Origin of the sequence: Pseudomonas sp. P9_2 (genome assembly GCF_034008255.1) — a bacterium.
Lineage (GTDB): Bacteria > Pseudomonadota > Gammaproteobacteria > Pseudomonadales > Pseudomonadaceae > Aquipseudomonas > Aquipseudomonas synxantha_A.
The window spans coordinates 3,011,678-3,038,144 of sequence record NZ_CP125376.1 but is presented as its reverse complement, the minus strand read 5'-3'; the positions used below and the strand labels follow the sequence as shown (position 1 = coordinate 3,038,144).

Genomic DNA, 26,467 nt, shown 5'->3' with positions numbered 1-26,467 from the left:
TGAAAAATTATGCATCCGCCGAGATAAAAGTCTTTTTGTCATTTACGGTGCTGTATCCTGCCAAGGCTTTTTGAGAGCGCGCAATCACCTGCGATTGAAAACAGACCTTGCGAGGAGCGACGACGATGCACGAGATACCTAATCTCCCCTTCCCAAGCCTGCACCCAACCGAGCAGCCAACACCGCAGCAGGCCAGCAACAAGCAGCCTGCGACCAAAGAAGCAAAACCAGTCGACAGCAAACGCCAAGACTGACGCCGTACCAGACCGTGTGGAAAGCGCACCTTTGAGCGCTTTCCACACTGCCTGAATCATTCGAGACGCTCATCATGACCACAACCCTTCCCGATACGCCGGACGCCGCCGTGCTCGACGCTGCCTTGCAGATGGTCGAAGTCTGGAACCGCCTCAGTGCCGACAAGCAAGCGGCACTGCTCAAGCGCTTCGGCACCCAGGAAAACGCCCTGGCAGCCCTGGTGACGACTCAATTGCTGGCTCCCGCCCACGCCTGATGCATCTTTGCTCCGAGGTTTTACATTTTTGCCGCCCTGCCCGGCCTGCGCGCCGGTATCATTAGCAGCCTATCTTTACCTGCTGCGACAGTGGACCTCTCCCATGCCAGATACCCAGCGACCCATGGCCGTCACGCTGCAAGTCGTTTCCATCGTGCTGTTTACCTTTATCGGCTACCTGAATATCGGCATCCCCCTGGCTGTATTGCCGGGCTACGTGCATAGCCAATTGGGCTATGGCGCCGTGATCGCCGGGCTGGTCATCAGCGTGCAATACCTGGCGACCCTGTTGAGCCGCCCCTATGCCGGCAAGATTATCGACAACCTGGGCAGCAAGCGCGCCGTGCTGATTGGCCTGGTGGGCTGCGGTTCAAGTGGCGTGTTCATGTTGCTGGCGGCGTGGTTCTCCAGCCTGCCGGCAGTGAGCCTGGGCAGCCTGTTGATCGGTCGACTGGTGCTGGGCAGCGCCGAAAGCCTGGTGGGGTCCGGCGCAATCGGCTGGGGCATCGGCCGCGTCGGCGCGGCGAACACCGCCAAAGTCATCTCCTGGAACGGTATTGCCAGCTACGGCGCGCTGGCGGTCGGCGCACCACTGGGGGTGCTGTTGGTCAGTCGTTTCGGGCTGTGGAGCATGGGCGTGAGCATCATTCTGCTCGCCGTGCTGGGCGTGTTGTTGGCCTGGAAAAAACAAGCCGCGCCGATTGTGCCCGGCGTACGTCTGCCGTTCATGAATGTGCTGGGCCGCGTGTTGCCACACGGTTGCGCGCTGGCGCTGGGCTCCATCGGCTTTGGCACCATCGCCACCTTTATCACCCTGTATTACACCACCCAGCACTGGGATAACGCGGTGTGGGCCTTGAGCCTGTTCGGCGCCAGTTTTATCGGCGCACGCTTGCTGTTTGGCAATTTGATCAACCGTATTGGCGGCTTTCGTGTCGCGATTGCTTGCCTGTCGGTAGAAGTCCTCGGCCTGCTGTTGCTGTGGCTGGCGCCGGATGCCCAACTGGCGCTGGCTGGCGCGGCGTTGAGCGGCTTCGGCTTTTCCCTGGTATTTCCGGCGCTGGGCGTGGAGGCGGTCAACCTGGTGCCCGCCTCCAGCCGTGGCTCGGCGGTAGGCGCCTATTCGCTGTTTATCGACTTGTCCCTGGGCATCACCGGGCCACTGGCGGGCGCCGTGGCAGCAGGTTTCGGCTTTGCATCGATCTTCCTGTTCGCCGCCCTCGCCGCCGCCGCCGGTTTGCTGCTGAGTCTGTACCTGTACCGCCAGGCACCCAAGGCCCGGGAAACGCGCGACGCCTAGAAGTCGACCTTGCCTCGCCCGGCCTTGATGCTGCCGCGCTTGGTCTTGGACTCCAGGCGGCGCTTCTTGGACCCCAGGGTGGGCTTGGTCGGACGGCGCTTTTTCTCGACCTTGGTGGCGCTCTGGATCAACTCCACCAGGCGCTCCAACGCATCGGCACGATTCTGCTCCTGGGTACGGTATTGCTGGGCCTTGAGCACCAGCACACCTTCGCTGGTAATACGGCTGTCGCGCAGCGCCAGCAGGCGCTCCTTGTAGAACTCCGGCAAGGACGAGGCTGGAATGTCAAAACGCAGGTGCACTGCGCTCGACACCTTGTTGACGTTCTGACCACCGGCGCCCTGGGCGCGGATCGCGGTCAGCTCGATCTCGGCATCGGGCAACTGTACGTTGTTGGAAATCACCAGCATGAGTAACACGGTCCTCCGGAAGAAGCCCTAGGATACGCGAATGCACCTTGGCCATCCCCTCAAACAACAAACCCGGCACAAGGCCGGGTCTGCTTAACAACATTGACGCTTACTTCACCGCAGGGACCGCCATATCCATGGACTGCTGCGCCCGCTTGTTCTTGACCCAGTAACACACGCCCATGAACGCCACCCACACCGGGATCGCGTACACCGAGCGGTCAATGCCCGGAATCATCAACATGGTGCCCAGGATAAACACCACGAACGCCACGCAGATAATGTTGCCATACGGATACCACAGCGCCTTGAACAGCGGCACCTGGCCGGTGCGGTTCATGTGCTGGCGGAACTTGAAGTGCGAGAAGCTGATCATCGCCCAGTTGATCACCAGCGTGGCCACCACCAGCGACATCAGCAGTTCCAGCGCGTTATGGGGCATCAGGTAGTTCATCAGCACCGCCACCAGGGTGATCGCTGCCGAGGCCAGGATCGAGCGCACCGGCACGCCACGCTTGTCGATCTTCGCCAGGGCCTTGGGCGCGTCGCCCTGCTCGGCCATGCCCAGCAACATACGGCTATTGCAGTAGGTGCCGCTGTTGTACACCGACAGCGCCGCCGTCAGCACCACGAAGTTGAGGATATGCGCGGCGGTATTGCTGCCCAGCATCGAGAACACCTGCACGAACGGGCTGCCACTGTAGGCATCGCCGGAGGCGTTGAGGGTCGCCAGCAGGCTGTCCCACGGCGTCAGCGACAACAGCACCACCAGAGCGCCGATGTAGAAAATCAGGATACGGTAGATCACCTGATTGATCGCCTTGGGGATCACGGTGCGTGGTTGATCGGCTTCGGCAGCGGTAAAACCGAGCATTTCCAGGCCGCCGAACGAGAACATGATGATCGCCATGGCCATCACCAACCCGCCAACACCATGGGGGAAAAACCCGCCGTGGTCCCACAGGTTGCTCACCGAGGCTTGCGGGCCGCCGCTGCCACTGACCAGCAGATAGCTGCCCAGGGCAATCATGCCAACGATTGCCACCACCTTGATGATGGCAAACCAGAACTCGGCTTCACCGAAGACCTTGACGTTGGCCAGGTTGATCACGTTGATCAGCACGAAAAAGGCCGCCGCAGACACCCAGGTCGGGATCTCCGGCCACCAGTAGTGCACGTATTTGCCGACAGCGGTCAGCTCCGACATACCCACCAGAATGTAAAGAATCCAGCAGTTCCAGCCCGACAGAAAGCCGGCGAAACCGCCCCAGTATTTGTGGGCAAAATGGCTGAACGAACCGGCTACCGGCTCCTCGACGATCATCTCGCCGAGCTGGCGCATGATCATGAAGGCGATAAAGCCGCAGATGGCATAGCCCAGGATCATCGACGGGCCGGCGGATTTGAGCACCCCGGCCGAGCCCAGGAACAGGCCGGTGCCGATGGCGCCACCGAGGGCGATCAACTGGATATGCCGATTTTTCAGGCCGCGTTTCAGCTCGCCTGAAGAGGAATGGGTTCCACTCATGAAAGGGTCTCACGCAAGGTTTGAGGATATGAATGCAGGTTGCTGCCTTGAATTACCGACTCAAGCAGCGCCGCTCAAACCCCGGCGCAGGCACCAGGAGTACAGCGTCTTTCTAACGGTCATGCGTCACCTGTTTGTTTTTATCTGTGACGAAATCGAACCCGTCCGGCTCGTGGCCAGGCGGAATGATCAGGGGGATCGAACCCTGAGGTCTTGGCCTTTTGCGTGGGTACGCAAGGGGAGTCACAGTAAAACGCGGCGCATTGTACACCGCTCGACAGCTTCGGCACGCCCCAACAGAGTGCACGCGACAAACTGTCAGCTAATCCTTACAGCTACAGGTCGCCCAAGACTCTCGGGGCAAATGCGTAAACTTATCGTTACGATGCGGAAATGCTGCGTTACAGCCAGGTTTTACGGACAGCCAACGGAAAATTGTCAGTGTGAATTTTCTGAATAAACGGTTCAGCCAATTAGCTGTTTTTTCTGAATAAAAAATAGCTCGCCAAAAACAGAAGAAAAAATCCAAATGAAACCGTGTCAATAAATTTTTTGCATTTTGAAACACTCTCTTCTAGGTTCTTTCCACTTGCCCGCGAAGCCCGCGGGCAAGCCGTTCTCAATCAACGTCCTCTAGGAGATACACCATGCAAGCACTGGAAAAAGACCTGGAAACCGAACTGCAACTCGACGATTGGTTTGAAGCGCCGACCCATGAGGCCGCCGTTGAAATGATGCAAGCCGATGCCGTTGTGCCTTTCGGCACCGCGATGTGGCCTTTCTAATACCCGGCAGGCATCCGGCAGGTGCTGTGCACGGCACCTGCCCCCTTACCCAAGGCACAGAAGGACACCCGTCATGGACAAGGCCCGCGCCGTCGAACACTTTCTCTACTATCTTGCTCACCATCCGGCCCTCCAGGGCCTGAGTCGCCCCAACGTGCTGCTGGGCCATACCGAACGCTACGACGCCATCGCCCAGGCAATCACCCACGGCAGCGCCGCCCGCTTCAACTTCCAGTTGCAACGCCTGGACCTGGCTCCCAGCGAAGCCTTGGTGCAAGCCATCGAAGCCTGTGACCTGTACCTGTTTCTCTACGACTCCTCCACCCTGCCCAACCCACGCGCCGAAGGCCCGGACTTTATCCGCGCCCTGCACGGCGTGATGGCCGAGCACTGGAAGAAATCCCTGCTATTCAAGGATTATGGTGATTACTTCTACGACACCTTCAGCGTCGAGCCACAGCGTATTGCCGACCTTAACGCCACGCTGATCCGACGCATGTCCCAGGCCAATGTACTGAGCTTTACCGACAAGCACGGTTCACGTCTTGAAGCGCCGATGAGCAGCATCAAGAAGTGGACCAATATCAACGGCGTCGGCAACCACGACCTGGCCCCCGGCGAAATCGCCACCCACAGTGAAGCCATCAACGGCCAGGTGCGGTTTGTGGGTACCTTCCTCAGCACTATTCCGTTTGCGCGCAAATACGGCGTGCTGCAATCACCGCTGGAATTGTGGATCGAGAACTCGACCATTTGCAGCGTGGCCAGCGACGTGCCGGGGCTGGCGGATGATTTCAACAAGTACCTGAATGCCAACCCGTCCAACCGTCGGGTGGAGGAGCTAGGGATTGGCACCAACGAAGGGGTCAAGGATCTTTATGCGCGCAATGCCGGGTTCGAGGAGCGCCATTGCGGGCTGCACCTGGGCCTGGGCGGCGGGCAGAAAGGCAGTCATCACTTGGATTTGATCTTTGCCAGTGGGGTGTTGGCGCTGGATGACAAGCCGGTGTTTGATGGCTCCTTTGCCTTTTAAAAGATCATCAGACGTGTAGATATCCCTGTGGGAGCCAGGCTTACCCGCGTTAGCGGTGGGTCAGTTAGCACAAAGGTGACTGGCACACCGCTATCGCAGGCAAGCCAGCTCCCACAGTTGATTGCATTTCAAATTCAGATCAAAAAAAACGCCAACCCTAGGGTTGGCGTTTTTATGCAGCGCTTAACGCATCACTGCGGCTTCTTGCGACCAAAACCAGGACGCTGCCCCGAACCTGCCGGTGCGCCACGGCGCTTGCCCGACGGCTCATCAGCTACCAGTTTCGGGCCAGGGCGCTTGTTCGCCGCCGGCTTGGCTGGACGCTTGGTACTGGCATTGTCGGCCGGGCGATCGGCTTCACCACGGTTGCTGCGACCGCCGCTTGGCGCTTCGCCACGAGCAGGGCGCGGCGTGCGTGGCGCACGATCACCTTCCTGGCGGGACGGTGCGGTTGGGCGACGCTCACCTTCGATCTGCGGCTCGCGAGAGATACGACCGCCGGTTGCCGGTGCATTCAGCGCCGGGCGAAGGGTGCGAGCCACGCGCTCGGTACGCGCAACAGGGCGCGACGATTTACGCTGCATACGCTCAAGCTTGTCTTTGCTCTTGGCATTCATCTGCGGCATGGCGACCGGCGTCAGGCCGACTTCGGCGCTGAGGATGTCGACTTCGTACTGGCTCATTTCGCGCCAGCGGCCCATCGGCAGGTCGGAGTTCAGGAACACCGGGCCGAAACGCACGCGCTTGAGGCGGCTGACCACCAGCCCCTGGGATTCCCACAGGCGACGCACTTCACGGTTACGCCCTTCCATCACCACGCAGTGGTACCAGTGGTTGAAACCTTCGCCGCCTGGCGCCTGCTTGATGTCGGTGAACTTGGCCGGGCCGTCTTCCAGCACCACGCCGGCCTTGAGGCGTTCGATCATCTCGTCATCGACTTCACCGCGTACACGCACGGCGTATTCACGGTCCATCTCGTAGGACGGGTGCATCAGGCGGTTGGCCAGTTCGCCGTCAGTGGTGAACATCAGCAAGCCGGTGGTGTTGATGTCCAGACGACCGATGTTGATCCAGCGGCCTTCCTTGGGCTTGGGCATCTTGTCGAACACGGTCGGACGGCCTTCCGGGTCGTCACGGGTGCAGATTTCGCCATCGGGCTTGTTGTACATGATCACGCGGCGCACCGATTCGGCGGCCTCTTCACGCTTGATGACCTTGCCATCAATGGTGATTGCATCGTGCAGGTCGACGCGCTGGCCGAGGGTAGCCTCGACGCCGTTGACCTTGATGCGCTTCTGGGTGATCCAGGCTTCGACGTCGCGGCGCGAGCCCACACCGATACGCGCCAGCACTTTTTGCAGCTTTTCGCCTGCTGGGCCGATTTCCTGGTCTTTCTGGTCTTGGTCATTCATCGTAAGCACCTCCCGGTGGGTCGATTCAGGCGTGGCCTGAGGGGTCTTGAAAGCGGGGCCTTGGCCGAATAGGTCGGCAAGGGGTCGCGAATCATACGCGCATGACGCGTGTTGCGCATCACAGACTAGTCGATAACGCCCAAGTCATTTGCTTTTCCGCCGACCGGTGGCACCCAGCGCCAGCAATCGCAGCTCGGCTTCAGCCAGCACCGTGCGCTTGTCGACTTTGTCGAGCTTCTTCCAGGCACGGATTTCGCGCTTGCTGCGGCCACAGCCGACGCAGATGTCGTCACTGAACTTGCAGATGCTGATGCAGGGGTCTTTGGTGGAACTCATGTTTTCTCCCAGACAATCCAGACCAATGGAGATCCAATGTGGGAGGGGGCTTGCTCCCGATAGCAGTGGATCAGTTGATGCATCTGCTGCCTGACACTGCGCTATCGGGAGCAAGCCCCCTCCCACAGTTTTTATTGCGTCAGTCTTCGAGTTGGCGGCGTTCGTTTTCGATGGCTTCGGCCAGCGCCCGGGCTTCGTCTTCTTCGTCGCTCAGCGGCGGCTGTTCCAGGGCGGCGACGGCGGCCAGCAGTTTTTCCCGGGCATCGGCGACGCCGAGGATGTCTGCTTCGACTTCGGGCTCGGGTTCAACGTTCACCTCGGTCTGCGGCTCGTCGGCAGCATCACGCAAGAGGTCGTCAAAATCAGTCTTGATCCCTTGCTCCATATCATCGAGCTCCAACAACAGCGTATGGAAGCTGGTTTCGTCCTTGGGCTCCTCCGGCTCGGCGCTGGCATCGGCCAGCTCCTGCAGGCTTTGCGGCACCGGCGCATCGTCGAAGTCGAGCACCGGCTCGGCTTCCATTTCGCGCAGTTCAGCCAGGGGCGGCAGGTCGTCGAGGTTCTTCAGATTGAAATGATCGAGAAACACCTTGGTGGTGGCGAACATCGCCGGTTTGCCGGGCACGTCGCGGTAACCCACGATGCGGATCCACTCGCGCTCCAGCAGGGTCTTGACGATATGGCTGTTGACCGCCACACCACGCACGTCCTCGATTTCGCCACGGGTAATCGGCTGGCGATAGGCGATCAGCGCCATGGTTTCCAGCATTGCCCGCGAATAACGCTGCGGCCGCTCTTCCCACAAGCGACCCACCCACGGCGAAAACTTCTCACGGATCTGCAGGCGATAACCCGACGCCACTTCGCGCAACTCAAAGGCACGGCCGTCGCAGGACTTGCGCAGGATCTCCAGCGCCTTCTTGAATACCGGCGGCTCCGGGCGTTCAGCTTCTTCAAAGAGTTCGAACAGGCGCTCCAGGGATTGCGGTTTACCCGAGGCCAGGAGAAAGGCCTCCAGCAAGGGTGCCAGTTCGCGGGGTTCAGTCAGATTCATCGATTCAGCTCGTTATTCGGCTCGCGCCCGCACGTGGATAGCCGCAAAAGGCTCATTCTGCACCAGCTCGACCAAGGATTCCTTGACCAGTTCGAGGATCGCCATAAAGGTCACCACCACACCTAGTCGGCCTTCTTCGGCGGTGAACAGCTCGACAAACGGCACAAACCCACCACCCTTGAGGCGCTCCAGCACATCACTCATGCGCTCGCGGGTAGACAGCGCTTCGCGGCTGACCTGGTGGCTTTCAAACATATCGCCACGGCGCAGCACCTCGGCCATGGACATCAGCAATTCTTCCAGGCTCACGTCCGGCAGCAATTTGCGCGCACGGGCCTCGGGTGCGTCGAGCTTGGGCACCACCACATCACGGCCCACGCGGCTCAGGCCGTCAATGCCTTCGGCGGCGGCCTTGAAGCGTTCGTACTCCTGCAAGCGGCGGATCAGTTCGGCGCGCGGGTCATCCTCTTCGGCTTCGACGGTCTCCGAACGCGGCAACAACATGCGCGACTTGATCTCGGCGAGCATGGCGGCCATCACCAGGTACTCGGCGGCCAACTCCAGGCGCACCGACTGCATCAGCTCGACGTAGCCCATGTACTGACGGGTGATTTCTGCCACCGGGATGTCGAGGATATTGATGTTCTGCTTGCGGATCAGGTACAGCAGCAAGTCCAGCGGGCCTTCGAAGGCTTCCAGGAAGACCTCCAGGGCATCCGGTGGAATGTACAGGTCCAGGGGCATTTCCATGACCGCCTGGCCATAGACCATGGCGAACGGCAGTTCCTGCTGGGCGCCGGCCTGGGGATCAGCGGTTTCCACGGCCGACATTCAGGCCTCGACCATAAATGGCGCCGGATCGCCACAGCCCACACGCACCACTTCAGGCTCGCCGTCAGCCAGGTTGATCACCGTCGAGGCTTTGTTGCCGCCGTAGCCGCCATCGATGATCAGGTCGACATGCTTTTCCAGCAGGCGCCGCATTTCGTAAGGGTCGTACAACGGTTCGGTTTCACCGGGCAGGATCAACGACACGCTCATCAGCGGCTCACCCAGCTCGGCCAACAGCGCCAGGGCTATCGGGTGTTCCGGCACGCGCAGGCCGATGGTGCGCTTCTTGGGGTGCAGTAAAAGGCGCGGCACTTCGCGGGTGGCATTGAGAATGAAGGTATAAGGCCCCGGCGTATGGGCCTTGAGCAGGCGGAACGTACCGGTGTCGACCTTGGCGAACAGGCCCAGTTGAGACAAGTCGCTGCAAATCAGTGCGAAGTTGTGCTTGTCGTCCAGCTGGCGCAGGCGCCTTACACGCTCGACCGCGCCCTTGTCGCCGATCTGGCAACCGATGGCGTAGGACGAATCAGTTGGATAGATCACCACGCCGCCGGCACGGATAATCTCCACGGCCTGTTTAATCAGGCGCGCCTGAGGGTTTTCCGGATGAATCTGGAAGAATTGACTCACGTGCTCTACCTGTTCAGACGGTGGCAATAATGGGGTCATGCTTGAATCGCCCCCACAACAGCGGCAGATCTTCCGGGACCTGGCGATACTCGCCAATCTCGGACCAGCCGCCTGGGCCATGAAAATCACTGCCGGCACTGACCAGCAGACCAAATTCGCGAGCAAGGATCGCCAGGCTGCCGACCTGTTCCGCCGGTTGATGCCCGTTGACCACCTCAATCGCGTGGCCACCCGCACCAATATAGTCGCTGATCAGCTTGCGGCGCTTGCTGCGGGTGAAATCGTAATGCCAGGGATGCGCCAGGCTGACCCAGGCCCCGGAAGCCCGCAAGGTCTGGACGGTGTCTTCCAGGGTCGGCCAATGCAGCTTCACATCGCCCAACTTGCCGGCCCCCAGCCATTTGCGAAAGGCTTCGGCGCGATCCTTGACATAGCCTTCGCGCACCATCCAGTCGGCAAAGTGCGGACGGGCCGGTGCGTTGCCGCTGTCACCCAGTTCCTGCTGGATGGCACGGGCGCCGTCGAGGGCGCCGGGCATACCTTTAAGGCTGAGCTTGCGGCTTATTTCTTCGGACCGCAGCCAGCGGCCATCGTGCAATTGGGCAATGGCCGCCACCAACGGCGGGGCATTCTGATCGAAACCGTAGCCAAGTACATGAATGGTGGCGCCGCCCCAGGTGCAGGACAATTCCACCCCGTTGACCAGTTGCATGCCCAAAGAATGCGCGGCTACGCGGGCCTCATCGAGACCTTCGAGGGTGTCGTGGTCGGTCAACGCCAGCACTTGCACGCCTTTTTCAAACGCACGCGCAACCAGTACCGCGGGCGCCAGGGCGCCGTCGGAGGCCGTGCTGTGGCAGTGCAAATCAACATTCACGTGGGTATGTAACCTCAAGTCAGCTGGCGCTATCGCAACCAAGGATGTTTGTTATTATGCCGCCACATCCAGCTTCTGGCTCTTACTGTGAAACAATTCATCGACTTCATCCCGCTGTTGCTGTTTTTCATCGTTACCAAACTCGACCCCAGGGTCATCGAAATCGCCGGTCACGAGCTGTCGTTCGGGGGTATCTACAGTGCCACTGCCGTACTGATCATCAGCTCCATCGTGGTCTACGGCGCCATCTTCATCTCCCAGCGCAAGCTGGAAAAAAGCCAATGGCTGACCCTTATCGCCTGCCTGGTCTTTGGCGGACTGACCCTGGCCTTCCACAGCGAAACCTTCCTTAAATGGAAAGCCCCGGTGGTCAACTGGCTGTTCGCCCTGGTCTTTATCGGCAGCCACTTCATCGGTGACCGCCTGCTGATCAAGCGGATCATGGGCCACGCGCTGACCTTGCCGGAACCGGTGTGGGTACGCCTGAACGTGGCCTGGATCGTGTTTTTCCTGTTCTGCGGTGCCGCCAACCTGTTCGTAGCCTTTACCTTCCAGGACTACTGGGTCGACTTCAAGGTGTTCGGCAGCCTGGGCATGACCGTATTGTTCCTGATCGGCCAGGGGATCTACCTGTCGCGTCACCTGCATGACACCGCGCCTACCACGCCGAAAACCGAGGACTGACATGCTCTACGCCATCATTGCCACCGATATTGCCAACTCGCTGGAAAAACGCCTGAGCGTACGCCCGGCCCACGTCGAGCGCCTTAAACAGCTGCAAGCCGAAGGCCGTATCGTACTGGCCGGCCCGCACCCGGCGGTCGACAGCAATGACCCGGGCGACGCCGGTTTCACCGGCAGCCTGATTGTCGCCGAGTTCGCCTCCCTGGCCGACGCCCAGGCCTGGGCCAAGGCCGACCCCTATGTCGCAGCAGGCGTCTACGCTGATGTGGTGATCAAGCCGTTCAAGCAAGTCCTGCCTTGAACCCGGCTGCGTCGAACCTAATCGTTTCGGCGCACTCCTAATGGCTCACGGCGTCACCGGTGGGGTCGTCGCCGTCGACAATGGCTAAATCGAGTGAGTCATGAGCGAGCTGTTACTGATAGATGATGACCAGGAGCTCTGTGAGCTGCTGACCAGTTGGTTGAGCCAGGAAGGCTTCCAGGTGCGCGCCTGCCACGATGGCCTGAGCGCCCGTAAAGCCTTGGCCGAAGCCGCCCCGGCGGCGGTGGTGCTCGACGTGATGCTGCCCGACGGCAGCGGCCTGGAACTGCTCAAGCAACTGCGCAACGACCACCCGGAACTGCCGGTGCTGATGCTCTCGGCGCGGGGCGAACCCCTGGACCGCATCCTCGGCCTGGAACTGGGCGCCGACGACTACCTGGCCAAGCCTTGCGATCCGCGCGAACTGACCGCCCGCCTGCGTGCCGTATTGCGCCGCAGCCACCCGACCGCGGTCTCGACCCAGCTTGAGCTGGGCGACCTGTGCTTCAGCCCGGTGCGCGGCGTGGTGAGTATCGATGAGCAGGAGTTCACCCTGACCGTCTCCGAAAGCCGCCTGCTCGAAGCCTTGCTGCGCCAGCCCGGCGAGCCCCTCGATAAACAGGAACTGGCGCAGATCGCCCTGGGTCGCAAGTTGACCCTTTACGATCGCAGCCTGGACATGCACGTCAGCAACCTGCGCAAAAAGATCGGCCCGCACCCGGATGGCCGGCCGCGGATCGTGGCGCTGCGCAGTCGCGGCTACTACTACAGCCTCTAAACATCACGCTTAACCCTGTGGGAGCTGGCTTGCCTGCGATAGCGGTGGGCCAGTTAGCATAACGGTGGACTGACACACCGCTATCGCAGGCAAGCCAGCTCCCACCATTGATTTCATCACCTTCAAGGGTTTTGTCAGCTCCTGTCAAACCCGTCTTTACCGAAGCTTTACTCTCCCCTGACCGCCGCTGACCTTGCTCTGCGTAACCTACTCACATCCGGACTCACCGGAATAGAGACAGGAGAATCACCATGCGCAAGACCCTTATCGCTTTGATGCTCGCCGCTGCACTGCCTACCGTCGCCATGGCCATGCCTGAAGGCCCGGGCCCGATGGGCGGTCACGAAGGCCACATGATGGGCGGCCCAGGCCACGGTGAACACGGCCCGCGTGGTAAAGGCGGCCCGTTCAGCCAGTTGGACTTGAGCAAGGAACAGCGTGAGCAGATCCGCAAGCTGATGGGTGACCAATGGCACGCTCGCAAAGACCTGACCCAAAAGTACCTGGACAAACTCCCGGCCGCTGACCAGAAAGCCATGCAGGACGAGATCGCCGCCGGCAAGCAGAAAACCCAGGCCAATATCCGCGCCGTGCTCAAGCCTGACCAGCAGAAGCAATACGACGAGATCGTCAAAAAGCAAGCCGAGCGCCGTGCCGAGTGGAAGCAATTCCAGGAATGGAAAGCCCAGCAAGCGCAAAAAGCGCAATAATGCGAACGTAATGCCTACGGCCCAGTGGTTCACACCACTGGGCTTTTCCTGTTTGAGGGTTTCCTGTGCGTTCATTGTTCTGGCGTATCCTGGCGAGTTTCTGGCTGGCCATCGCCCTGGTTGGCGGGTTGTCGATTCTGCTTGGGCATATGCTCAACCAGGACGCCTGGATTCTCAGCCGCCACCCCGGCGTCAACAACCTGGCGCAAGAGTGGACGCAACTCTACGAAGCCCAGGGTGAGGAAGCCGCCCAGGACTTGCTGCAACAGCGCAAACGCCAGTACCACATCGATGTGCAAGTGCTTAACGAGAGCGGCGAGCCGGTAGTGCGCGGTACCTTCCCGCGTCGCGCCGCCGCCTTTGAAGCCCGGCAGAATGACAGCCAGGACGGCCACCTGCCCTGGCGGCGCCTGACCGCCGAGTACACCAGCGAAAAAACCGGCGACACCTACCTGCTGATCTACCGTATTCCCCACCCGGAGTTGGAAGCGTGGCACCGCAGCAGCCTGCTGTGGCCGCTCAGTGCCCTGGCAATCACCCTGGTGGTGCTGACCCTGTTCAGCCTGCTGGTGACCTTGTCCATCACCCGCCCGCTCAGCCGTCTACGCGGCGCGGTGCATGACCTGGGGCAAACCACCTATCAACAAAACAGCCTGGCGCAACTGGCCAACAGGCGCGACGAGTTCGGTGTATTGGCCAACGATTTCAACCGCATGGGCGCGCGCCTGCAAAGCCTGATCGGTAGCCAGCGCCAGTTGCTGCGCGATGTGTCCCACGAACTGCGCTCGCCCCTGGCACGCTTGCGTATCGCCCTGGCCCTGGCCGAGCGCGCCAGCCCCGAAGAGCGGGAAAAACTCTGGCCGCGCCTGACCCGCGAATGCGACCGCCTGGAAGCCTTGATCAGCGAAATCCTGGTACTGGCGCGGGTCGACGCCGATAACGCCAGCGCCGAAGACATTGACCTCAACCCATTGCTCAAGACCCTGCAAAAGGACGCCCAACTCGGCGCACCGGAGCAAGTGGTGCACCTCAGCACCGACGTCGACCTGCGGCTCAAGGGCTGGCCGACCATGATCGAGCGCGCCGTGGATAACCTTCTGCGCAATGCCCAACGCTTCAACCCGGCCGGCCAACCGATTCAATTGCAGGCCCAGCATCAAAACGGGCGCATTCTGATCAGCGTACGCGACCACGGCCCCGGCGTTGATGCCGAGCACCTGGGCCAACTGGGCGAGCCGTTTTACCGTGCGCCGGGCCAGACTGCGCAAGGTCATGGCCTGGGCCTGGCCATTGCCCGCCGTGCTGCCGAGCGCCATGGCGGCACCCTGATCCTGGCCAATCATCCCGACGGCGGTTTTGTCGCCAGCATCGAACTGCCCTTGGTCCCAGGGGCTGCCACAGCGGTGTGATGTTCTTCTATAGTGGCCCTTCTCTTACGGAGGGCCTTAGATGACTGACCTGCTGACTCCCATCCAAGCTGCACTCGATTTACCGCACATTGCGCTGCCCGAGACCTCGGCAGGCGCGCTGCCCTCGTCCTTCGCCGTGACCGACCTGGCCGTCGCCAGCATCGGCGCCGCTGGCCAGGCTGTTGCCCAGTTGATCCAGCAACAGACCGGGCGGCTGCCCAGCGTCAGCGTGGATCGGCGTCTCGCCTCGCTGTGGTTTTCGTCGTCGATTCGCCCCGTGGGTTGGCAAGTGCCGCCGCTGTGGGACCCGGTGGCCGGTGACTACGCCAGCGCCGATGGCTGGATTCGTTTGCACACCAACGCGCCCCATCACCGTGCAGCGGCCGAGCGGGTGCTTGGGCCTGTGGCCCACCGCGCCGAGATGGCGACCAAAGTCGCTACATGGAACGCCGCAGAACTGGAACAGGCCATTGTCGACGCCGGCGGTTGTGCGGCGCAGATGCGTACGCGGCAAGCCTGGCAGCAGCATCCGCAAGGCTTGGCGGTGAATGCCGAAGAGTTGATACAGCGTCAGGTCTTCGACACTGGTATCGACAAACCCTGGCTTGGCTCACCTGCGCGCCCGCTGGCGGGTATCAAGGTGTTGGACTTGACCCGCGTATTGGCCGGCCCCGTGGCCAGTCGTTTCCTCGCCGGATTGGGTGCAGATGTACTGCGCATCGATTCGCCAACCTGGAACGAACCGGGCGTGGTACCGGAAATGACCCTGGGCAAGCGCTGTGCCCGCCTCGACCTGAAAAGCCCTGAAGGCCGGCAGGTATTCGAAGCCTTGCTCAAGGACGCTGACGTACTGTTCCATGGTTACCGCGCCGATGCACTGGAACAGCTGGGTTACACCCTCGGCGAACGGCAACACCTCGCCCCCGGGCTGATCGACGTCAGCCTCAACGCCTACGGCTGGAGTGGCCCGTGGCGCAACCGTCGCGGTTTTGACAGCCTGGTGCAGATGAGCAGCGGAATCGCCGAGGCGGGCATGGCCTGCGAGCAAGCGGATAAGCCCGTGCCGCTGCCGGTGCAGGCGCTGGATCACGCTACCGGTTACCTGATGGCCGCCAGTGCGATCCAGGCCTTGAGCGAGCGGTTTGCGTCAGGCCGGGGCGGTTCGGCGCGGTTGTCACTGGCGCGCACGGCCAAGTTGCTGGTGGACCCAGGACAGGTGCCGCAGCAGGCAGCGTTGCGCGGCGAAGACATCAATGATCAAGGCTTGGTGGTAGAGCAGACCGCCTGGGGCCAGGCCCATCGGTTACTGGCGCCGCTGAGCATCAGTGGCACGCCGTTGCAGTGGGATTTGCCGGCAGGGGAATTGGGCGCGCACCGGCCTCAGTGGTGAACTGAAGACCGCCATCGGGGGCAACCCCCCTCCCACTTTTGAATGTATTCACACATCAAATGTGGGAGGGGCTTGCCCCCGATGAGGCCAGTACAGCCCCCATCAATCCCCCCGCCCCAAAGACGTCCACAAATGCTGCGCCGCATACGCCCTCAACGGCCGCCACGCCTCGGCCCGCGCCAGCAACTGCCGTGCCGACACCGGCTCGCCTTCCAGCGCCGTCAGCGCATTGATCAAGCCAATGTCCCCCGACGCAAACGCATCCGCCTCGCGCAACTGGCGCATGGCGATGTACTGCGCGGTCCAGTCGCCAATCCCCGGCAACGCCACCAACCGTGCAACACCGTCCTTGAGACTGGCCTTGGGCTCGAAAATCCGAGGGTCATCCAACAACGCCTGGGCCACACCGGACAAGGTGCGGCCCCGCGCCTTGGGCATGCCCAGGGCCGCCAGGTCCGCCGCTGCCAGCACCTCGGGTGCCGGGAACAGGTGAGTAATACCGGCGTGGGGGGTGTGCAGCGGCTGGCCATACTGAGCCACCAGCTTGCCCGCCAACCGGATCGCCGCCACCACCGTGATCTGCTGGCCCAGCACTGCGCGAATGGCCAACTCCAGGCCGTCCCATGTACCCGGCAACCGCAGCCCTGGTCGAGCCGCAACCAGTTGCGCCATCAACGGGTCCCTGGCCAATTGCAGGTTGATCACGGCGGGCACGGCGTCCAGATCAAACATCCTGCGCAGGCGCCGCTCGATCTCGGGCAGCGCGGTCGGCTCGGGAAAGTCGACCGTCACCTCCAGCCAATCCCCCGCCCCCGGCTCGACGCTGATCCAGCCATGTCGCCCGGCCACACTGATGCTGCGTCGATACACTCCGGCCACCACGGTTTCCAACCCGGTGATTGCCCGGGCCGATAAGAACGCCACCATCGCCGCCCAGTCATAAGGCGGTTGATACGCCAACCTCACAGCGACAATACCCCGCTATACAGCCCATACGCGGCTAACCCGGCGCCCGCGATCACACAACCGAAAATGCCTTTTTCAAGCGAGGTAAACAACGGGCGGCCCTGCTCCCGCTTGGCCAGGGCAAACAGGATCACACCCGGTGCATACAGCAGCGCCGACAGCAGCAGATATTTCAAACCGCCCGCATACAGCAGCCACACCGCGTAACCGAGAGCAATCAAGCCTACCAGCAGATCTTTCATGCGTCGGCGCTGAGCGCCTTGATAGGTTTCGCCACGCGCGCTCAACAGCACCGCATAGGCCGCCGACCACAGGTACGGCACCAGAATCATCGACGACGCCAGGTAGATCAGGGTGGTGTAGGTACTGGCCGAAAACAGCGTGATCACCAGAAATGCCTGGATCATCACATTGGTCAGCCACAACGCGTTAACCGGCACCTGATTGGCATTTTCCTTTTTCAGGAACGCCGGCATGGTCTTGTCATGGGCAGTGGCATAGAGGATTTCCGCGCAGAGCAACGCCCACGAAAGCAATGCCCCGAGCAGCGAAACCGCCAGGCCGAGGCTGATCAATATCGCTCCCCAGGGCCCGACAATGTGTTCCAGCACGCCCGCCAGGGACGGGTTCTGCAACTGCGCCAGTTCCGGCTGGCCCATGATGCCCAACGACAGCACATTCACCAGCACCAGCAGCGCCAGCACCCCCAGGAAACCAATCACCGTCGCGCGCCCCACATCCGAGCGTTTCTCGGCCCGCGCCGAGTACACACTGGCGCCTTCGATACCGATAAACACAAACACCGTGACCAGCATCATGTGGCGCACCTGCTCGACCACGCTGCCCATCTGCGGATTGCCCAGGCCCCAGATATCACGGGTGAAGATGTCGGCCTTGAACGCTACGGCGGCAATCACGATAAACATCAGCAGCGGCACGATCTTCGCCACGGTGGTGATCTGGTTGATGAACGCCGCTTCCTTGATCCCGCGCATCACCAGAAAATGCACCGCCCACAGCAACAGCGATGCACAACCGATGGCCAGTGGTGTATTGCCCTGACCGAACGCCGGGAAAAAGTAACCCAGGGTGCTGAACAGCAACACGAAATAGCCGACGTTGCCCATCCACGCACTGATCCAGTAGCCCCAGGCCGAGGAGAACCCCATGTAATCGCCGAAGCCGGCCTTGGCGTAGGCGTACACCCCGGAATCCAGTTCCGGTTTGCGGTTGGCCAGGGTCTGGAACACAAACGCCAGGGTCAACATGCCAACCGCGGTAATGGCCCAACCGATCAGCACTGCTCCCACTTCGGCGCGGGCTGCCATGTTTTGCGGGAGCGAGAAGATCCCGCCGCCGATCATCGAACCTACTACCAGGGCGATCAGGGCACTGAGCCGAAGTTTCTGGGCTGGTTGAGACATGCAGGTTCCTCGCAATAAATGTTTGAGCCGACCACCGCGCACTCAACTAATTCAATTTAATGACGCTAGCGCTTCATAACATATGGGTATGTAAACGCGGGAAGTTTAGGCTTATTTAGAATTTAAATACGGCAATTATGAAGCGCTCGTCAGACAACGTACAAAAAGTTTGCACATCCGCAAATACGAACTAGCGTCAACATCCATGCCCCTGACCAAATGATTAACCACATTGTAGGAGACCGCTCTAGCGAGCGCCTTTGCACAGGCCGTGTCGCCCCGCAACTGCCACCCTAAGTCGTTAATTCACAATGGAATGTGCCAATGAAGTGATCTGAGTCAGCTGTTTTATTAGCGCACGGAATTATTCTGTGATCTCTCTTCTCCTGCATTGGAGTCACGCAATGTCTGATTCTCCCGGAAAACTTAGGCTTGGTGCGCTGGTTGCACTTGTCGTGGGCTCAATGATTGGCGGCGGGATCTTTTCACTCCCGCAAAACATGGCCGCCAGTGCCGACGTAGGCGCCGTGTTGATTGGCTGGGTGATCACCGCCATCGGCATGTTGACCCTCGCATTCGTGTTCCAGACCCTCGCCAACCGCAAGCCCGATCTCGACGGCGGGGTGTACGCCTACGCCAAGGCCGGTTTCGGCGATTACATGGGGTTTTCATCAGCCTGGGGCTACTGGATCAGTGCCTGGCTGGGCAACGTCGGGTACTTCGTACTCTTGTTCAGCACCCTGGGTTACTTCTTCCCGATCTTTGGCGAAGGCAACACGCCAGCGGCGGTGATAGGTGCCTCGGTACTGCTGTGGGCGGTGCACTTTCTGGTGCTGCGCGGCATCAAGGAAGCAGCGTTCATCAACCTGGTGACCACGGTCGCCAAGGTCGTGCCGCTACTGCTGTTCGTGCTCATCGCCCTGTTCGCGTTCAAGCTGGACATCTTCACCGCTGACATCTGGGGTGTGAAAAACCCCGACCTGGGCAGTGTGATGAACCAGGTGCGCAACATGATGCTGGTCACCGTGTGGGTGTTCATCGGCATCGAAGGCGCGAGCATCTTTTCCTCCCGTGCCGAGAAACGCAGCGACGTGGGCAAGGCCACCGTGATTGGTTTTATCACTGTGCTGCTGTTCCTGATGCTGGTGAACGTGCTGTCTTTGGGGATCATGACCCAACCGGAACTGGCCAAGTTGCAGAACCCGTCGATGGCTGCCGTGCTTGAGCATGTGGTGGGCCACTGGGGTGCGGTGCTGATCAGCGTCGGCCTGATCATCTCGTTGCTGGGCGCGTTGCTGTCGTGGGTGCTTCTGTGTGCGGAGATCATGTTTGCCGCCGCCAAGGACCACACCATGCCGGAGTTCCTGCGCAAGGAAAACGCCAACCATGTGCCGGTCAACGCCCTGTGGCTGACCAACGCGATGGTGCAGATATTTTTGGTGATCACCCTGTTTTCCGCGAGCACCTACCTGTCGCTGATCTACCTCGCCACCTCGATGATCCTGGTGCCTTACCTGTGGTCGGCGGCCTACGCCCTGCTGCTGGCGGTGCGCGGCGAGACCTACGAAAACGCGCTCAAGGAGCGCAAGAAAGACCTGTTCATCGGCGCCATCGCCCTGATCTACGCGATCTGGCTGCTCTATGCCGGCGGCACCAAATACCTGCTGCTCTCCGCCCTGCTCTACGCCCCTGGCGCGATCCTGTTCGCCAAGGCCAAGCGTGAACTGGGCAAACCGATTTTCACCAACGTCGAGAAGCTGATTTTCGCCGCAGTGGTCATTGGCGCCCTGGTGGCGGCCTATGGGCTCTACGACGGCTTCCTGACTCTGTAATTGTATGTTCACTGGAGGATCTGTAATGACCACGGAAAAAGTTAAGTACGGCGTACATTCCGAAGCCGGCAAACTGCGCAAAGTCATGGTGTGCTCCCCAGGTTTGGCCCACCAGCGGCTGACCCCCAACAACTGCGACGAGCTGCTGTTCGATGACGTGCTGTGGGTGGCCCAGGCCAAACGCGACCACTTCGACTTCGTGACCAAGATGCGCGAGCGGGATATTGATGTGCTGGAAATGCACAACCTGCTCACCGATATCGTCGCCATCCCCGAAGCGCTGGACTGGATCCTGCAACGCAAGATCACCGCCAACACCGTGGGCCTGGGCCTGGTCGACGAAGTCGGCTCGTGGCTGCGTAGCCTGGAGCCGCGCAAGATCAGCGAGTATTTGATCGGTGGCGTATCGGCCGATGACCTGCCGAGCAGTTTCGGTGGCAAGACCATCGAGATGTTCCGCGACTTCCTCGGCCACGCCAGCTTCATCCTGCCGCCGCTGCCCAACACCCAGTTCACCCGCGACACCACCTGCTGGATCTACGGCGGCGTAACGCTCAACCCGATGTACTGGCCGGCGCGACGCCAGGAAACCCTGCTGACCTCCGCCATCTACAAGTTCCACCCGGAGTTCACCAACGCAGATTTCCAGATCTGGTACGGCGACCCCGACCAGGAGCACGGCGCTGCCACACTGGAAGGCGGCGACGTGATGCCGATTGGCAACGGCGTGGTGTTGATCGGCATGGGCGAGCGCTCGTCCCACCAGGCCATCGGCCAACTGGCGCGCAACCTGTTCAAGAACAAAGCGGTGGAGCGCGTCATCGTGGCCGGCCTGCCCAAATCCCGCGCCGCGATGCACCTGGACACCGTGTTCAGCTTCTGCGACCGCGACCTGGTCACCGTCTTCCCGGAAGTGGTCAACCAGATCGTGCCGTTCACCCTGCGCCCTGACGAAAGCAAGCCTCACGGTATCGACATTCAACGGGAGAAAACCAACTTCCTCGAAACCGTCGCCGCAGCGCTCAACCTCAAGGCACTGCGCGTGGTCGAGACCGGCGGCAACAGCTTCGCCGCCGAACGCGAGCAATGGGATGACGGCAACAACGTGGTGGCCGTGGAACCGGGCGTGGTGATTGGCTACGACCGCAACACCTACACCAACACCCTGCTGCGCAAGGCCGGTGTAGAAGTCATCACCATCAGCGCCGGTGAGCTCGGCCGTGGCCGTGGCGGCGGCCACTGCATGACCTGCCCGATCATCCGCGACCCTATCGACTATTAAGGAGATTCCATCATGGCTTTCAATATGCGCAACCGCAGCCTGCTGTCGCTGATGCACCACACTACTCGCGAACTGAACTACCTGCTGGACCTGTCCCGCGACCTCAAGCGCGCTAAGTACACCGGCACCGAGCGTCCGCACCTGCAAGGCAAGAACATCGCGTTGATCTTCGAAAAAACCTCGACCCGCACCCGCTGCGCCTTCGAAGTCGCGGCCCATGACCAGGGCGCCCACGTCACCTACATCGACCCGGTGTCGTCGCAGATCGGCCACAAAGAAAGCATGAAAGACACCGCCCGTGTCCTGGGCCGGATGTTCGATGCCATCGAGTACCGTGGCTTCGAACAGGAAATCGTCGAAGAGCTGGCCAAGTTCGCCGGTGTGCCGGTGTTCAACGGCCTCACTGCCGAATTCCACCCGACCCAAATGATCGCCGACACCCTGACCATGCGCGAACACAGCGACAAGCCGCTGCATGACATCAGCTACGCCTACCTCGGGGACGCCCGCTACAACATGGGCAACTCGCTGCTGATGATCGGCGCCAAGCTCGGCATGGACGTGCGCATCGGCGCGCCGAAAGCGCTGTGGCCGCACGAGGATTTCATCAAGCAATGCCAGGCGTTTGCCGAGGAAAGCGGCGCACGCATCACCATCACTGAAGACCCGAAAGAAGCAGTGAAGGGCGTGGACTTCATCCACACCGATATCTGGGTGTCCATGGGCGAGCCGGTGGAAGCGTGGGACGAGCGTATCGAGCAACTGCTGCCGTACCAGGTCAACGCCAAGATGATGAAAGCCTCGGGCAACCCCCGGGTGAAATTCATGCACTGCTTGCCGGCGTTCCATAACAGCGAAACCAAGGTCGGCAAGGACATCGCTGCGCGCTATCCGCACCTGGCCAACGGCGTGGAAGTGACCGAGGAAGTCTTCGAGTCGCCGGCCAATATCGCGTTTGAGCAGGCGGAAAACCGCATGCATACCATCAAGGCGATCCTGGTGTCGGCGTTGGCAGACATTTAATTTCCACGGTGTGAACACCGTCAGTGTGGGAGCTGGCTTGCCTGCGATAGCGGTGGGCCTGGCAACAGCAGGTCGCCTGCCAGGCCCCCATCGCAGGCAAGCCAGCTCCCACATTGACCAAGGTGTTCATGCGTTCCCTGAAAGGACATTCTCTATGCGCATCGTCGTAGCCCTGGGCGGCAATGCCCTCCTGCGCCGTGGTGAACCCATGACCGCAGACAACCAACGCGCCAATATCCGCATCGCTACCGAACAGATCGCCAAGATCCACGCCGGCAACGAGCTGGTGATCGCCCACGGCAATGGCCCGCAAGTCGGCCTGCTGTCGTTGCAGGCGGCGGCCTACACCAGCGTCTCACCCTACCCGCTGGACGTACTGGGCGCTGAAACCGAAGGCATGATCGGCTACATCATCGAACAGGAACTTGGCAACCTGCTGGACTTTGAAGTGCCGTTCGCCACTCTGCTCACCCAGGTGGAAGTGGACGCCAAGGACCCGGCCTTCCAGAACCCCACCAAGCCTATTGGCCCGGTGTATGCCAAAGCCGAGGCGGAACAACTCGCCGCCGAAAAAGGCTGGGCCATCGCCCCCGATGGCGACAAATACCGCCGTGTGGTTGCCAGCCCGCGCCCCAAACGCATCTTTGAAATCCGCCCGATCAAATGGCTGCTGGAGAAAAAAGCCATCGTGATCTGCGCCGGCGGCGGCGGCATCCCGACGATGTATGGCGAAGACGGCAAGCTGCGCGGCATTGAAGCGGTGATCGACAAAGACCTGTGCTCGTCGCTGCTGGCCGCGCAACTGGACGCCGACCTGCTGGTAATCGCCACCGACGTCAATGCCGCTTTTATCGACTTCGGCAAGCCAACCCAGAAGGCCATCGGCCAGGCCCACCCGGACGACATGGAAAAACTCGGCTTCGCCGCGGGCTCCATGGGCCCCAAGGTACAGGCAGCCTGCGAGTTCGCCCGCCAGACTGGCAAAACCGCGGTGATCGGTTCACTCTCGGACATCGAAGCCATCGTCCAGGGCAGCGCCGGCACCCGCATCAGCACGGCCACACCTGGCATCACCTATCTGTGAAGTAGAGGAGAAACGCCTATGGCTATCTTTGAACCCGGTCACTTGCACGTCGAACGTCACGCGCTCAACAAGGACGACTACAGCTACAACCTGTGCATCGACTATGAAGTCAGCCAGGACCCCAAGGAAGGCAAAGGCATGTTATTCAAACTGCACGGTTCGGTGCAGGGCAAGGACCTCAAGGAGGAGTTCTTCCTGCCCAAGGACCAGGCATTCGACTTTGCGCGGCATGCAATGAACATCGCGCAGAAATACGGCATGCCGAAGGTCGCGGTGTTGAACGGTTCGATGCACAAGCAGTACGACTTGATGTTCGAGGATGTGCGGCATCAGCTGGATGTGAAATCAGGTGATCCAGTCAAACCCGAACACCTGGAGTAACCCCGCCCCCACAGCCAAAACAGATCAAGTGTGGGAGCTGGCTTGCCTGCGATAGCGGTGGATCAGTCGCCGCAAGTATTGACTGATCGTTCGCCGTCGCAGGCACCCCCCCTCCCACATTTTTGATCTCCATCACCTCTCAGGCATACTTGCCACCTCTGCTCTCCAGAATTGCCAACCGCCCCATGCGTATCCACGTCAGCTTCATCGACCGCGTCGGCATTACCCAGGAAGTCCTGGCCTTGCTCGGTGGGCGCAATCTCAACCTGGATGCGGTGGAGATGGTGCCGCCCAACGTCTATATCGACGCCCCCACCCTCAGCGCCGAGGTGCTCGAAGAGCTGCGCGATGCGTTGTTCAGCGTGCACGGCGTGCAAGCGGTGAAGGTGGTCGACATCCTCCCGGGCCAACGCCGCCACCTGCAACTGGACGCTCTGCTGGCAGCCATGACCGACCCGGTGCTGGCCCTGGACAGCGCGGGCAAGATTTTGCTGGCCAACCCGGCATTGATCGCGCTGTACGGGCGCGAACCTGCCGGCGAAAGCATCGCCGAGTTGTTCAACGACCCTGCGCTGCTGGAGACCTTGCTGGAGCATGGCTTTCGCTTGCCGTTGCGCGAGATCAGCGTCAATGGCCAGACCCTGCTGCTGGACGCCACGCCGATCACCGACGCCGGTGCCCTGCTCACCCTCTACCAGCCCAACCGCATCGGCGAACAGCTATCGGCGCTGCACCACGACCATGCTGAAGGTTTTGATGCGCTGCTGGGCGAATCCCCGGCGATCCGCACCCTCAAGGCCCGGGCACAACGGGTGGCGGCGCTGGATGCACCGCTGCTGATCCAGGGCGAAACCGGCACCGGCAAGGAGCTGGTGGCCCGCGCCTGCCACGCGATCAGCACGCGCCACAGTGCGCCGTTTTTGGCGTTGAACTGCGCGGCGCTGCCGGAAAACCTCGCCGAAAGCGAGTTGTTCGGTTACGCCCCTGGCGCCTTTACCGGCGCCCAGCGCGGTGGCAAGCCAGGGCTGATGGAACTGGCGAACCAGGGCACGGTGTTTCTCGATGAGATCGGCGAGATGTCACCGTACCTGCAAGCCAAGTTGCTGCGTTTTCTCAATGACGGCAGCTTTCGTCGGGTGGGCGGTGACCGTGAGGTGAAGGTCAATGTGCGCATCCTCAGCGCTACCCACCGCGACCTGGAAAAAATGGTCAGTGAGGGCACCTTTCGCGAAGACCTGTTCTACCGCCTCAATGTGCTTAACGTTGAAGTGCCGCCGCTGCGCGAACGCGGCCAGGACATCCTGCTGCTGGCCCGCTATTTCATGCAGCAAGCCTGCGCGCAGATCCAGCGCCCGGTCTGCCGCCTGGCGCCCGGCACTTACCCGGCGCTGCTGGGCAACCGCTGGCCGGGCAACGTGCGGCAACTGCAAAACGTGATCTTCCGCGCTGCGGCCATCTGCGAAGGAAGCCTGGTAGATATCGGCGACCTGGACATCGCCGGTACGTCGGTGGCGCGCCAGAGCGATGGCGAAGTCGACAGCCTGGAACAGGCGGTGGAAGACTTTGAGCGCGATCTGCTGGAAAAGCTCTACGCCAGCTACCCCTCGACGCGCCAGCTCGCCAGCCGCCTACAGACCTCACATACCGCAATTGCCCATCGCTTGCGCAAATACGGCATCCCCAACAAACCCTGATTCAAGTTGGAATACAAACAAATGTGGGAGGGGGCTTGCTCCCGATAGCGGTGTGTCAGCCATGAATCTTTGACTGATACACCGCTATCGGGAGCAAGCCCCCTCCCACATTTGGAGAGCATTCCAAAATTTGGTCCAGGAACGACATTCAGTGTACTGAAAGCGCTACAGCGTAACGATATCGCTACAACCCTGTTTTCTACGCGCCATGCAAGGCTTTGATCCACATAGGCTTTTTTTAACGCACTCGACTGTAGCGAAATCGCTACACCCAAACACGCCAACGTTATAGCTATTTTCATCAAGTATCTGATTTATAAAGATTTAATAACCTTGGCCGCAATATTGCTAAGCAACTCCCCATTATTCCAATCCCGTCCACCAGACGATTCTGGCCCTGAGGAGTTTCCATGAGCGAGTTGCGTTTCACTGAAGATCACGAATGGCTGCGCGCCGAAGCCGATGGCAGCGTCACCGTGGGCATCACCGCTTTCGCGCAGAACGCGCTGGGTGATGTGGTTTTCGTGCAACTGCCGGAGTTGCAGGCTTACGACAAGGGCGCCGAAGCCTCCACCGTGGAATCGGTCAAAGCCGCCAGCGGCGTCTACATGCCGCTGGACGGTGAAGTGCTGGAAGTGAACGACAAACTCGATGGCAGCCCGGAACTGGTCAACGAAGACCCGATGGGCGAAGGCTGGTTCTTCCGCTTTAAACCCGCCGACGCCGATGCAGTGGCTAAGCTGTTGGATCAGGATGCGTACGACCGTCTGATCAAAGCCAACGCAGAAGCCTGAGGAGCGCG

27 protein-coding genes are annotated in these 26,467 nt (G+C 60.8%); 17 read left to right on the top strand and 10 right to left on the bottom strand.

Going from position 1 to position 26,467, the window contains the following annotated elements; translation table 11 throughout:
• Positions 1 to 328: 328 nt before the first annotated feature.
• Positions 329 to 511 carry a hypothetical protein gene (locus tag QMK52_RS13505; RefSeq protein ID WP_005790805.1) on the top strand — a complete coding sequence of 61 codons (183 nt, stop codon included), beginning with the start codon at positions 329 to 331 and terminating at the stop codon, positions 509 to 511.
• Between the two features lie 103 nt (positions 512 to 614).
• Entirely contained in the window at positions 615 to 1,811 is a 1,197-nt protein-coding gene (locus QMK52_RS13500; RefSeq protein WP_005790807.1) for an MFS transporter, read from the top strand.
• Here QMK52_RS13500 and arfB read toward each other — a convergent pair.
• Positions 1,808 to 2,221 carry an alternative ribosome rescue aminoacyl-tRNA hydrolase ArfB gene (arfB, locus tag QMK52_RS13495; RefSeq protein ID WP_003193787.1) on the bottom strand — a complete coding sequence of 138 codons (414 nt, stop codon included), beginning with the start codon at positions 2,219 to 2,221 and terminating at the stop codon, positions 1,808 to 1,810. The two genes, QMK52_RS13500 and arfB, sit on opposite strands and share 4 nt — an antisense overlap.
• Positions 2,222 to 2,330: 109 nt before the next feature.
• Positions 2,331 to 3,749, bottom strand: a complete 1,419-nt coding sequence (locus QMK52_RS13490) for an amino acid permease (protein ID WP_005790812.1) — start codon at positions 3,747 to 3,749, stop codon at positions 2,331 to 2,333.
• A 647-nt stretch (positions 3,750 to 4,396) separates the two neighbouring features.
• On the opposite strand from QMK52_RS13490, the gene QMK52_RS13485 reads away from it, so the two are divergent.
• Positions 4,397 to 4,534: a hypothetical protein gene (locus QMK52_RS13485; protein ID WP_003237751.1), complete on the top strand. Its 138-nt coding sequence runs from the start codon at positions 4,397 to 4,399 to the stop codon at positions 4,532 to 4,534.
• A 73-nt stretch (positions 4,535 to 4,607) separates the two neighbouring features.
• Positions 4,608 to 5,567, top strand: coding sequence for a hypothetical protein (locus tag QMK52_RS13480; RefSeq protein WP_005790813.1), 960 nt, complete (start codon positions 4,608 to 4,610; stop codon positions 5,565 to 5,567).
• 191 nt (positions 5,568 to 5,758) lie between these two features.
• On the opposite strand, the gene rluB is transcribed toward QMK52_RS13480, so the two are convergent.
• The 6 genes from rluB to QMK52_RS13450 all read right to left on the bottom strand — a co-directional run bounded on the left by rluB (position 5,759) and on the right by QMK52_RS13450 (position 10,707).
• Positions 5,759 to 6,979, bottom strand: coding sequence for a 23S rRNA pseudouridine(2605) synthase RluB (gene rluB, locus QMK52_RS13475; RefSeq protein WP_005790814.1), 1,221 nt, complete (start codon positions 6,977 to 6,979; stop codon positions 5,759 to 5,761).
• Positions 6,980 to 7,123: 144 nt separating this feature from the next.
• A complete protein-coding gene (locus QMK52_RS13470; RefSeq protein ID WP_005790815.1) occupies positions 7,124 to 7,315 on the bottom strand; it encodes a DUF1289 domain-containing protein in 192 nt (63 codons plus the stop codon).
• A 139-nt stretch (positions 7,316 to 7,454) separates the two neighbouring features.
• Entirely contained in the window at positions 7,455 to 8,369 is a 915-nt protein-coding gene (gene scpB / locus QMK52_RS13465) for an SMC-Scp complex subunit ScpB (protein WP_005790816.1), read from the bottom strand.
• A gap of 12 nt (positions 8,370 to 8,381) precedes the next feature.
• Complete coding sequence (locus tag QMK52_RS13460) at positions 8,382 to 9,080, bottom strand: segregation and condensation protein A (RefSeq protein ID WP_164365898.1); 699 nt, start codon at positions 9,078 to 9,080, stop codon at positions 8,382 to 8,384.
• Positions 9,081 to 9,200: 120 nt separating this feature from the next.
• The gene (locus tag QMK52_RS13455) at positions 9,201 to 9,830 is read right to left on the bottom strand and encodes an L-threonylcarbamoyladenylate synthase (protein ID WP_003193796.1); all 630 of its coding nucleotides are present in this window, start codon (positions 9,828 to 9,830) and stop codon (positions 9,201 to 9,203) included.
• A 13-nt stretch (positions 9,831 to 9,843) separates the two neighbouring features.
• On the bottom strand, positions 9,844 to 10,707 hold the full coding sequence (locus QMK52_RS13450) for a PHP domain-containing protein (protein ID WP_005790818.1): 864 nt from the start codon (positions 10,705 to 10,707) through the stop codon (positions 9,844 to 9,846).
• An 87-nt stretch (positions 10,708 to 10,794) separates the two neighbouring features.
• On the opposite strand from QMK52_RS13450, the gene QMK52_RS13445 reads away from it, so the two are divergent.
• The 6 genes from QMK52_RS13445 (at position 10,795) to QMK52_RS13420 (ending at position 15,979) form a co-directional block, all read left to right on the top strand.
• Positions 10,795 to 11,391: a septation protein A gene (locus QMK52_RS13445; protein ID WP_005790819.1), complete on the top strand. Its 597-nt coding sequence runs from the start codon at positions 10,795 to 10,797 to the stop codon at positions 11,389 to 11,391.
• 1 nt (position 11,392) lies between these two features.
• On the top strand, positions 11,393 to 11,692 hold the full coding sequence (locus QMK52_RS13440; RefSeq protein ID WP_005790820.1) for a YciI family protein: 300 nt from the start codon (positions 11,393 to 11,395) through the stop codon (positions 11,690 to 11,692).
• A 100-nt stretch (positions 11,693 to 11,792) separates the two neighbouring features.
• Positions 11,793 to 12,470 (top strand): response regulator transcription factor, encoded by a 678-nt coding sequence (locus tag QMK52_RS13435; RefSeq protein WP_122733628.1) that lies wholly within the window; start codon positions 11,793 to 11,795, stop codon positions 12,468 to 12,470.
• Between the two features lie 251 nt (positions 12,471 to 12,721).
• Positions 12,722 to 13,180, top strand: coding sequence for a hypothetical protein (locus tag QMK52_RS13430; RefSeq protein ID WP_005790823.1), 459 nt, complete (start codon positions 12,722 to 12,724; stop codon positions 13,178 to 13,180).
• 65 nt (positions 13,181 to 13,245) lie between these two features.
• Positions 13,246 to 14,589 carry a sensor histidine kinase gene (locus tag QMK52_RS13425; RefSeq protein ID WP_194439044.1) on the top strand — a complete coding sequence of 448 codons (1,344 nt, stop codon included), beginning with the start codon at positions 13,246 to 13,248 and terminating at the stop codon, positions 14,587 to 14,589.
• Positions 14,590 to 14,629: 40 nt separating this feature from the next.
• Positions 14,630 to 15,979 (top strand): CoA transferase, encoded by a 1,350-nt coding sequence (locus QMK52_RS13420; RefSeq protein ID WP_320404177.1) that lies wholly within the window; start codon positions 14,630 to 14,632, stop codon positions 15,977 to 15,979.
• Between the two features lie 102 nt (positions 15,980 to 16,081).
• Here QMK52_RS13420 and QMK52_RS13415 read toward each other — a convergent pair whose 3' ends face one another.
• Together QMK52_RS13415 and arcD (QMK52_RS13410) are read right to left on the bottom strand one after the other, a co-directional pair.
• The gene (locus tag QMK52_RS13415) at positions 16,082 to 16,945 is read right to left on the bottom strand and encodes a DNA-3-methyladenine glycosylase family protein (protein WP_005790829.1); all 864 of its coding nucleotides are present in this window, start codon (positions 16,943 to 16,945) and stop codon (positions 16,082 to 16,084) included.
• Positions 16,942 to 18,369, bottom strand: coding sequence for an arginine-ornithine antiporter (arcD, locus tag QMK52_RS13410; protein ID WP_005790831.1), 1,428 nt, complete (start codon positions 18,367 to 18,369; stop codon positions 16,942 to 16,944). Before arcD (QMK52_RS13410) ends, QMK52_RS13415 begins: the two co-directional genes overlap by 4 nt.
• A gap of 404 nt (positions 18,370 to 18,773) precedes the next feature.
• Between arcD (QMK52_RS13410) and arcD (QMK52_RS13405) the strand changes: the two genes are divergently transcribed.
• From arcD (QMK52_RS13405) to gcvH, 7 genes are all read left to right on the top strand, one after another.
• A complete protein-coding gene (arcD, locus tag QMK52_RS13405; RefSeq protein WP_005790833.1) occupies positions 18,774 to 20,201 on the top strand; it encodes an arginine-ornithine antiporter in 1,428 nt (475 codons plus the stop codon).
• A 25-nt stretch (positions 20,202 to 20,226) separates the two neighbouring features.
• Complete coding sequence (gene arcA / locus QMK52_RS13400; protein ID WP_005790835.1) at positions 20,227 to 21,483, top strand: arginine deiminase; 1,257 nt, start codon at positions 20,227 to 20,229, stop codon at positions 21,481 to 21,483.
• Positions 21,484 to 21,495: 12 nt separating this feature from the next.
• Positions 21,496 to 22,506 carry an ornithine carbamoyltransferase gene (locus tag QMK52_RS13395; protein ID WP_005790837.1) on the top strand — a complete coding sequence of 337 codons (1,011 nt, stop codon included), beginning with the start codon at positions 21,496 to 21,498 and terminating at the stop codon, positions 22,504 to 22,506.
• 154 nt (positions 22,507 to 22,660) lie between these two features.
• A complete protein-coding gene (gene arcC / locus QMK52_RS13390) occupies positions 22,661 to 23,590 on the top strand; it encodes a carbamate kinase (protein WP_005790840.1) in 930 nt (309 codons plus the stop codon).
• An 18-nt stretch (positions 23,591 to 23,608) separates the two neighbouring features.
• Positions 23,609 to 23,971 carry a DUF5064 family protein gene (locus QMK52_RS13385; RefSeq protein WP_194439052.1) on the top strand — a complete coding sequence of 121 codons (363 nt, stop codon included), beginning with the start codon at positions 23,609 to 23,611 and terminating at the stop codon, positions 23,969 to 23,971.
• A 185-nt stretch (positions 23,972 to 24,156) separates the two neighbouring features.
• Positions 24,157 to 25,665, top strand: coding sequence for a sigma-54-dependent transcriptional regulator (locus tag QMK52_RS13380; protein ID WP_005790844.1), 1,509 nt, complete (start codon positions 24,157 to 24,159; stop codon positions 25,663 to 25,665).
• A gap of 410 nt (positions 25,666 to 26,075) precedes the next feature.
• Positions 26,076 to 26,459, top strand: coding sequence for a glycine cleavage system protein GcvH (gene gcvH / locus QMK52_RS13375; protein WP_005790845.1), 384 nt, complete (start codon positions 26,076 to 26,078; stop codon positions 26,457 to 26,459).
• Positions 26,460 to 26,467: the final 8 nt, after the last annotated feature.

What these genes read in the sequence shown, in the direction of transcription:
- QMK52_RS13505 (WP_005790805.1), top strand. Translation starts at nt 329, where the DNA reads ATGACCACAACCCTTCCCGATACGCCGGACGCCGCCGTGCTCGACGCT.
- QMK52_RS13500 (WP_005790807.1), top strand. Translation starts at nt 615, where the DNA reads ATGCCAGATACCCAGCGACCCATGGCCGTCACGCTGCAAGTCGTTTCC.
- arfB (WP_003193787.1), bottom strand. Translation starts at nt 2,221, where the DNA reads ATGCTGGTGATTTCCAACAACGTACAGTTGCCCGATGCCGAGATCGAG.
- QMK52_RS13490 (WP_005790812.1), bottom strand. Translation starts at nt 3,749, where the DNA reads ATGAGTGGAACCCATTCCTCTTCAGGCGAGCTGAAACGCGGCCTGAAA.
- QMK52_RS13485 (WP_003237751.1), top strand. Translation starts at nt 4,397, where the DNA reads ATGCAAGCACTGGAAAAAGACCTGGAAACCGAACTGCAACTCGACGAT.
- QMK52_RS13480 (WP_005790813.1), top strand. Translation starts at nt 4,608, where the DNA reads ATGGACAAGGCCCGCGCCGTCGAACACTTTCTCTACTATCTTGCTCAC.
- rluB (WP_005790814.1), bottom strand. Translation starts at nt 6,979, where the DNA reads ATGAATGACCAAGACCAGAAAGACCAGGAAATCGGCCCAGCAGGCGAA.
- QMK52_RS13470 (WP_005790815.1), bottom strand. Translation starts at nt 7,315, where the DNA reads ATGAGTTCCACCAAAGACCCCTGCATCAGCATCTGCAAGTTCAGTGAC.
- scpB (WP_005790816.1), bottom strand. Translation starts at nt 8,369, where the DNA reads ATGAATCTGACTGAACCCCGCGAACTGGCACCCTTGCTGGAGGCCTTT.
- QMK52_RS13440 (WP_005790820.1), top strand. Translation starts at nt 11,393, where the DNA reads ATGCTCTACGCCATCATTGCCACCGATATTGCCAACTCGCTGGAAAAA.
- QMK52_RS13435 (WP_122733628.1), top strand. Translation starts at nt 11,793, where the DNA reads ATGAGCGAGCTGTTACTGATAGATGATGACCAGGAGCTCTGTGAGCTG.
- QMK52_RS13430 (WP_005790823.1), top strand. Translation starts at nt 12,722, where the DNA reads ATGCGCAAGACCCTTATCGCTTTGATGCTCGCCGCTGCACTGCCTACC.
- QMK52_RS13420 (WP_320404177.1), top strand. Translation starts at nt 14,630, where the DNA reads ATGACTGACCTGCTGACTCCCATCCAAGCTGCACTCGATTTACCGCAC.
- arcD (WP_005790831.1), bottom strand. Translation starts at nt 18,369, where the DNA reads ATGTCTCAACCAGCCCAGAAACTTCGGCTCAGTGCCCTGATCGCCCTG.
- arcD (WP_005790833.1), top strand. Translation starts at nt 18,774, where the DNA reads ATGTCTGATTCTCCCGGAAAACTTAGGCTTGGTGCGCTGGTTGCACTT.
- arcA (WP_005790835.1), top strand. Translation starts at nt 20,227, where the DNA reads ATGACCACGGAAAAAGTTAAGTACGGCGTACATTCCGAAGCCGGCAAA.
- QMK52_RS13395 (WP_005790837.1), top strand. Translation starts at nt 21,496, where the DNA reads ATGGCTTTCAATATGCGCAACCGCAGCCTGCTGTCGCTGATGCACCAC.
- arcC (WP_005790840.1), top strand. Translation starts at nt 22,661, where the DNA reads ATGCGCATCGTCGTAGCCCTGGGCGGCAATGCCCTCCTGCGCCGTGGT.
- QMK52_RS13385 (WP_194439052.1), top strand. Translation starts at nt 23,609, where the DNA reads ATGGCTATCTTTGAACCCGGTCACTTGCACGTCGAACGTCACGCGCTC.
- QMK52_RS13380 (WP_005790844.1), top strand. Translation starts at nt 24,157, where the DNA reads ATGCGTATCCACGTCAGCTTCATCGACCGCGTCGGCATTACCCAGGAA.
- gcvH (WP_005790845.1), top strand. Translation starts at nt 26,076, where the DNA reads ATGAGCGAGTTGCGTTTCACTGAAGATCACGAATGGCTGCGCGCCGAA.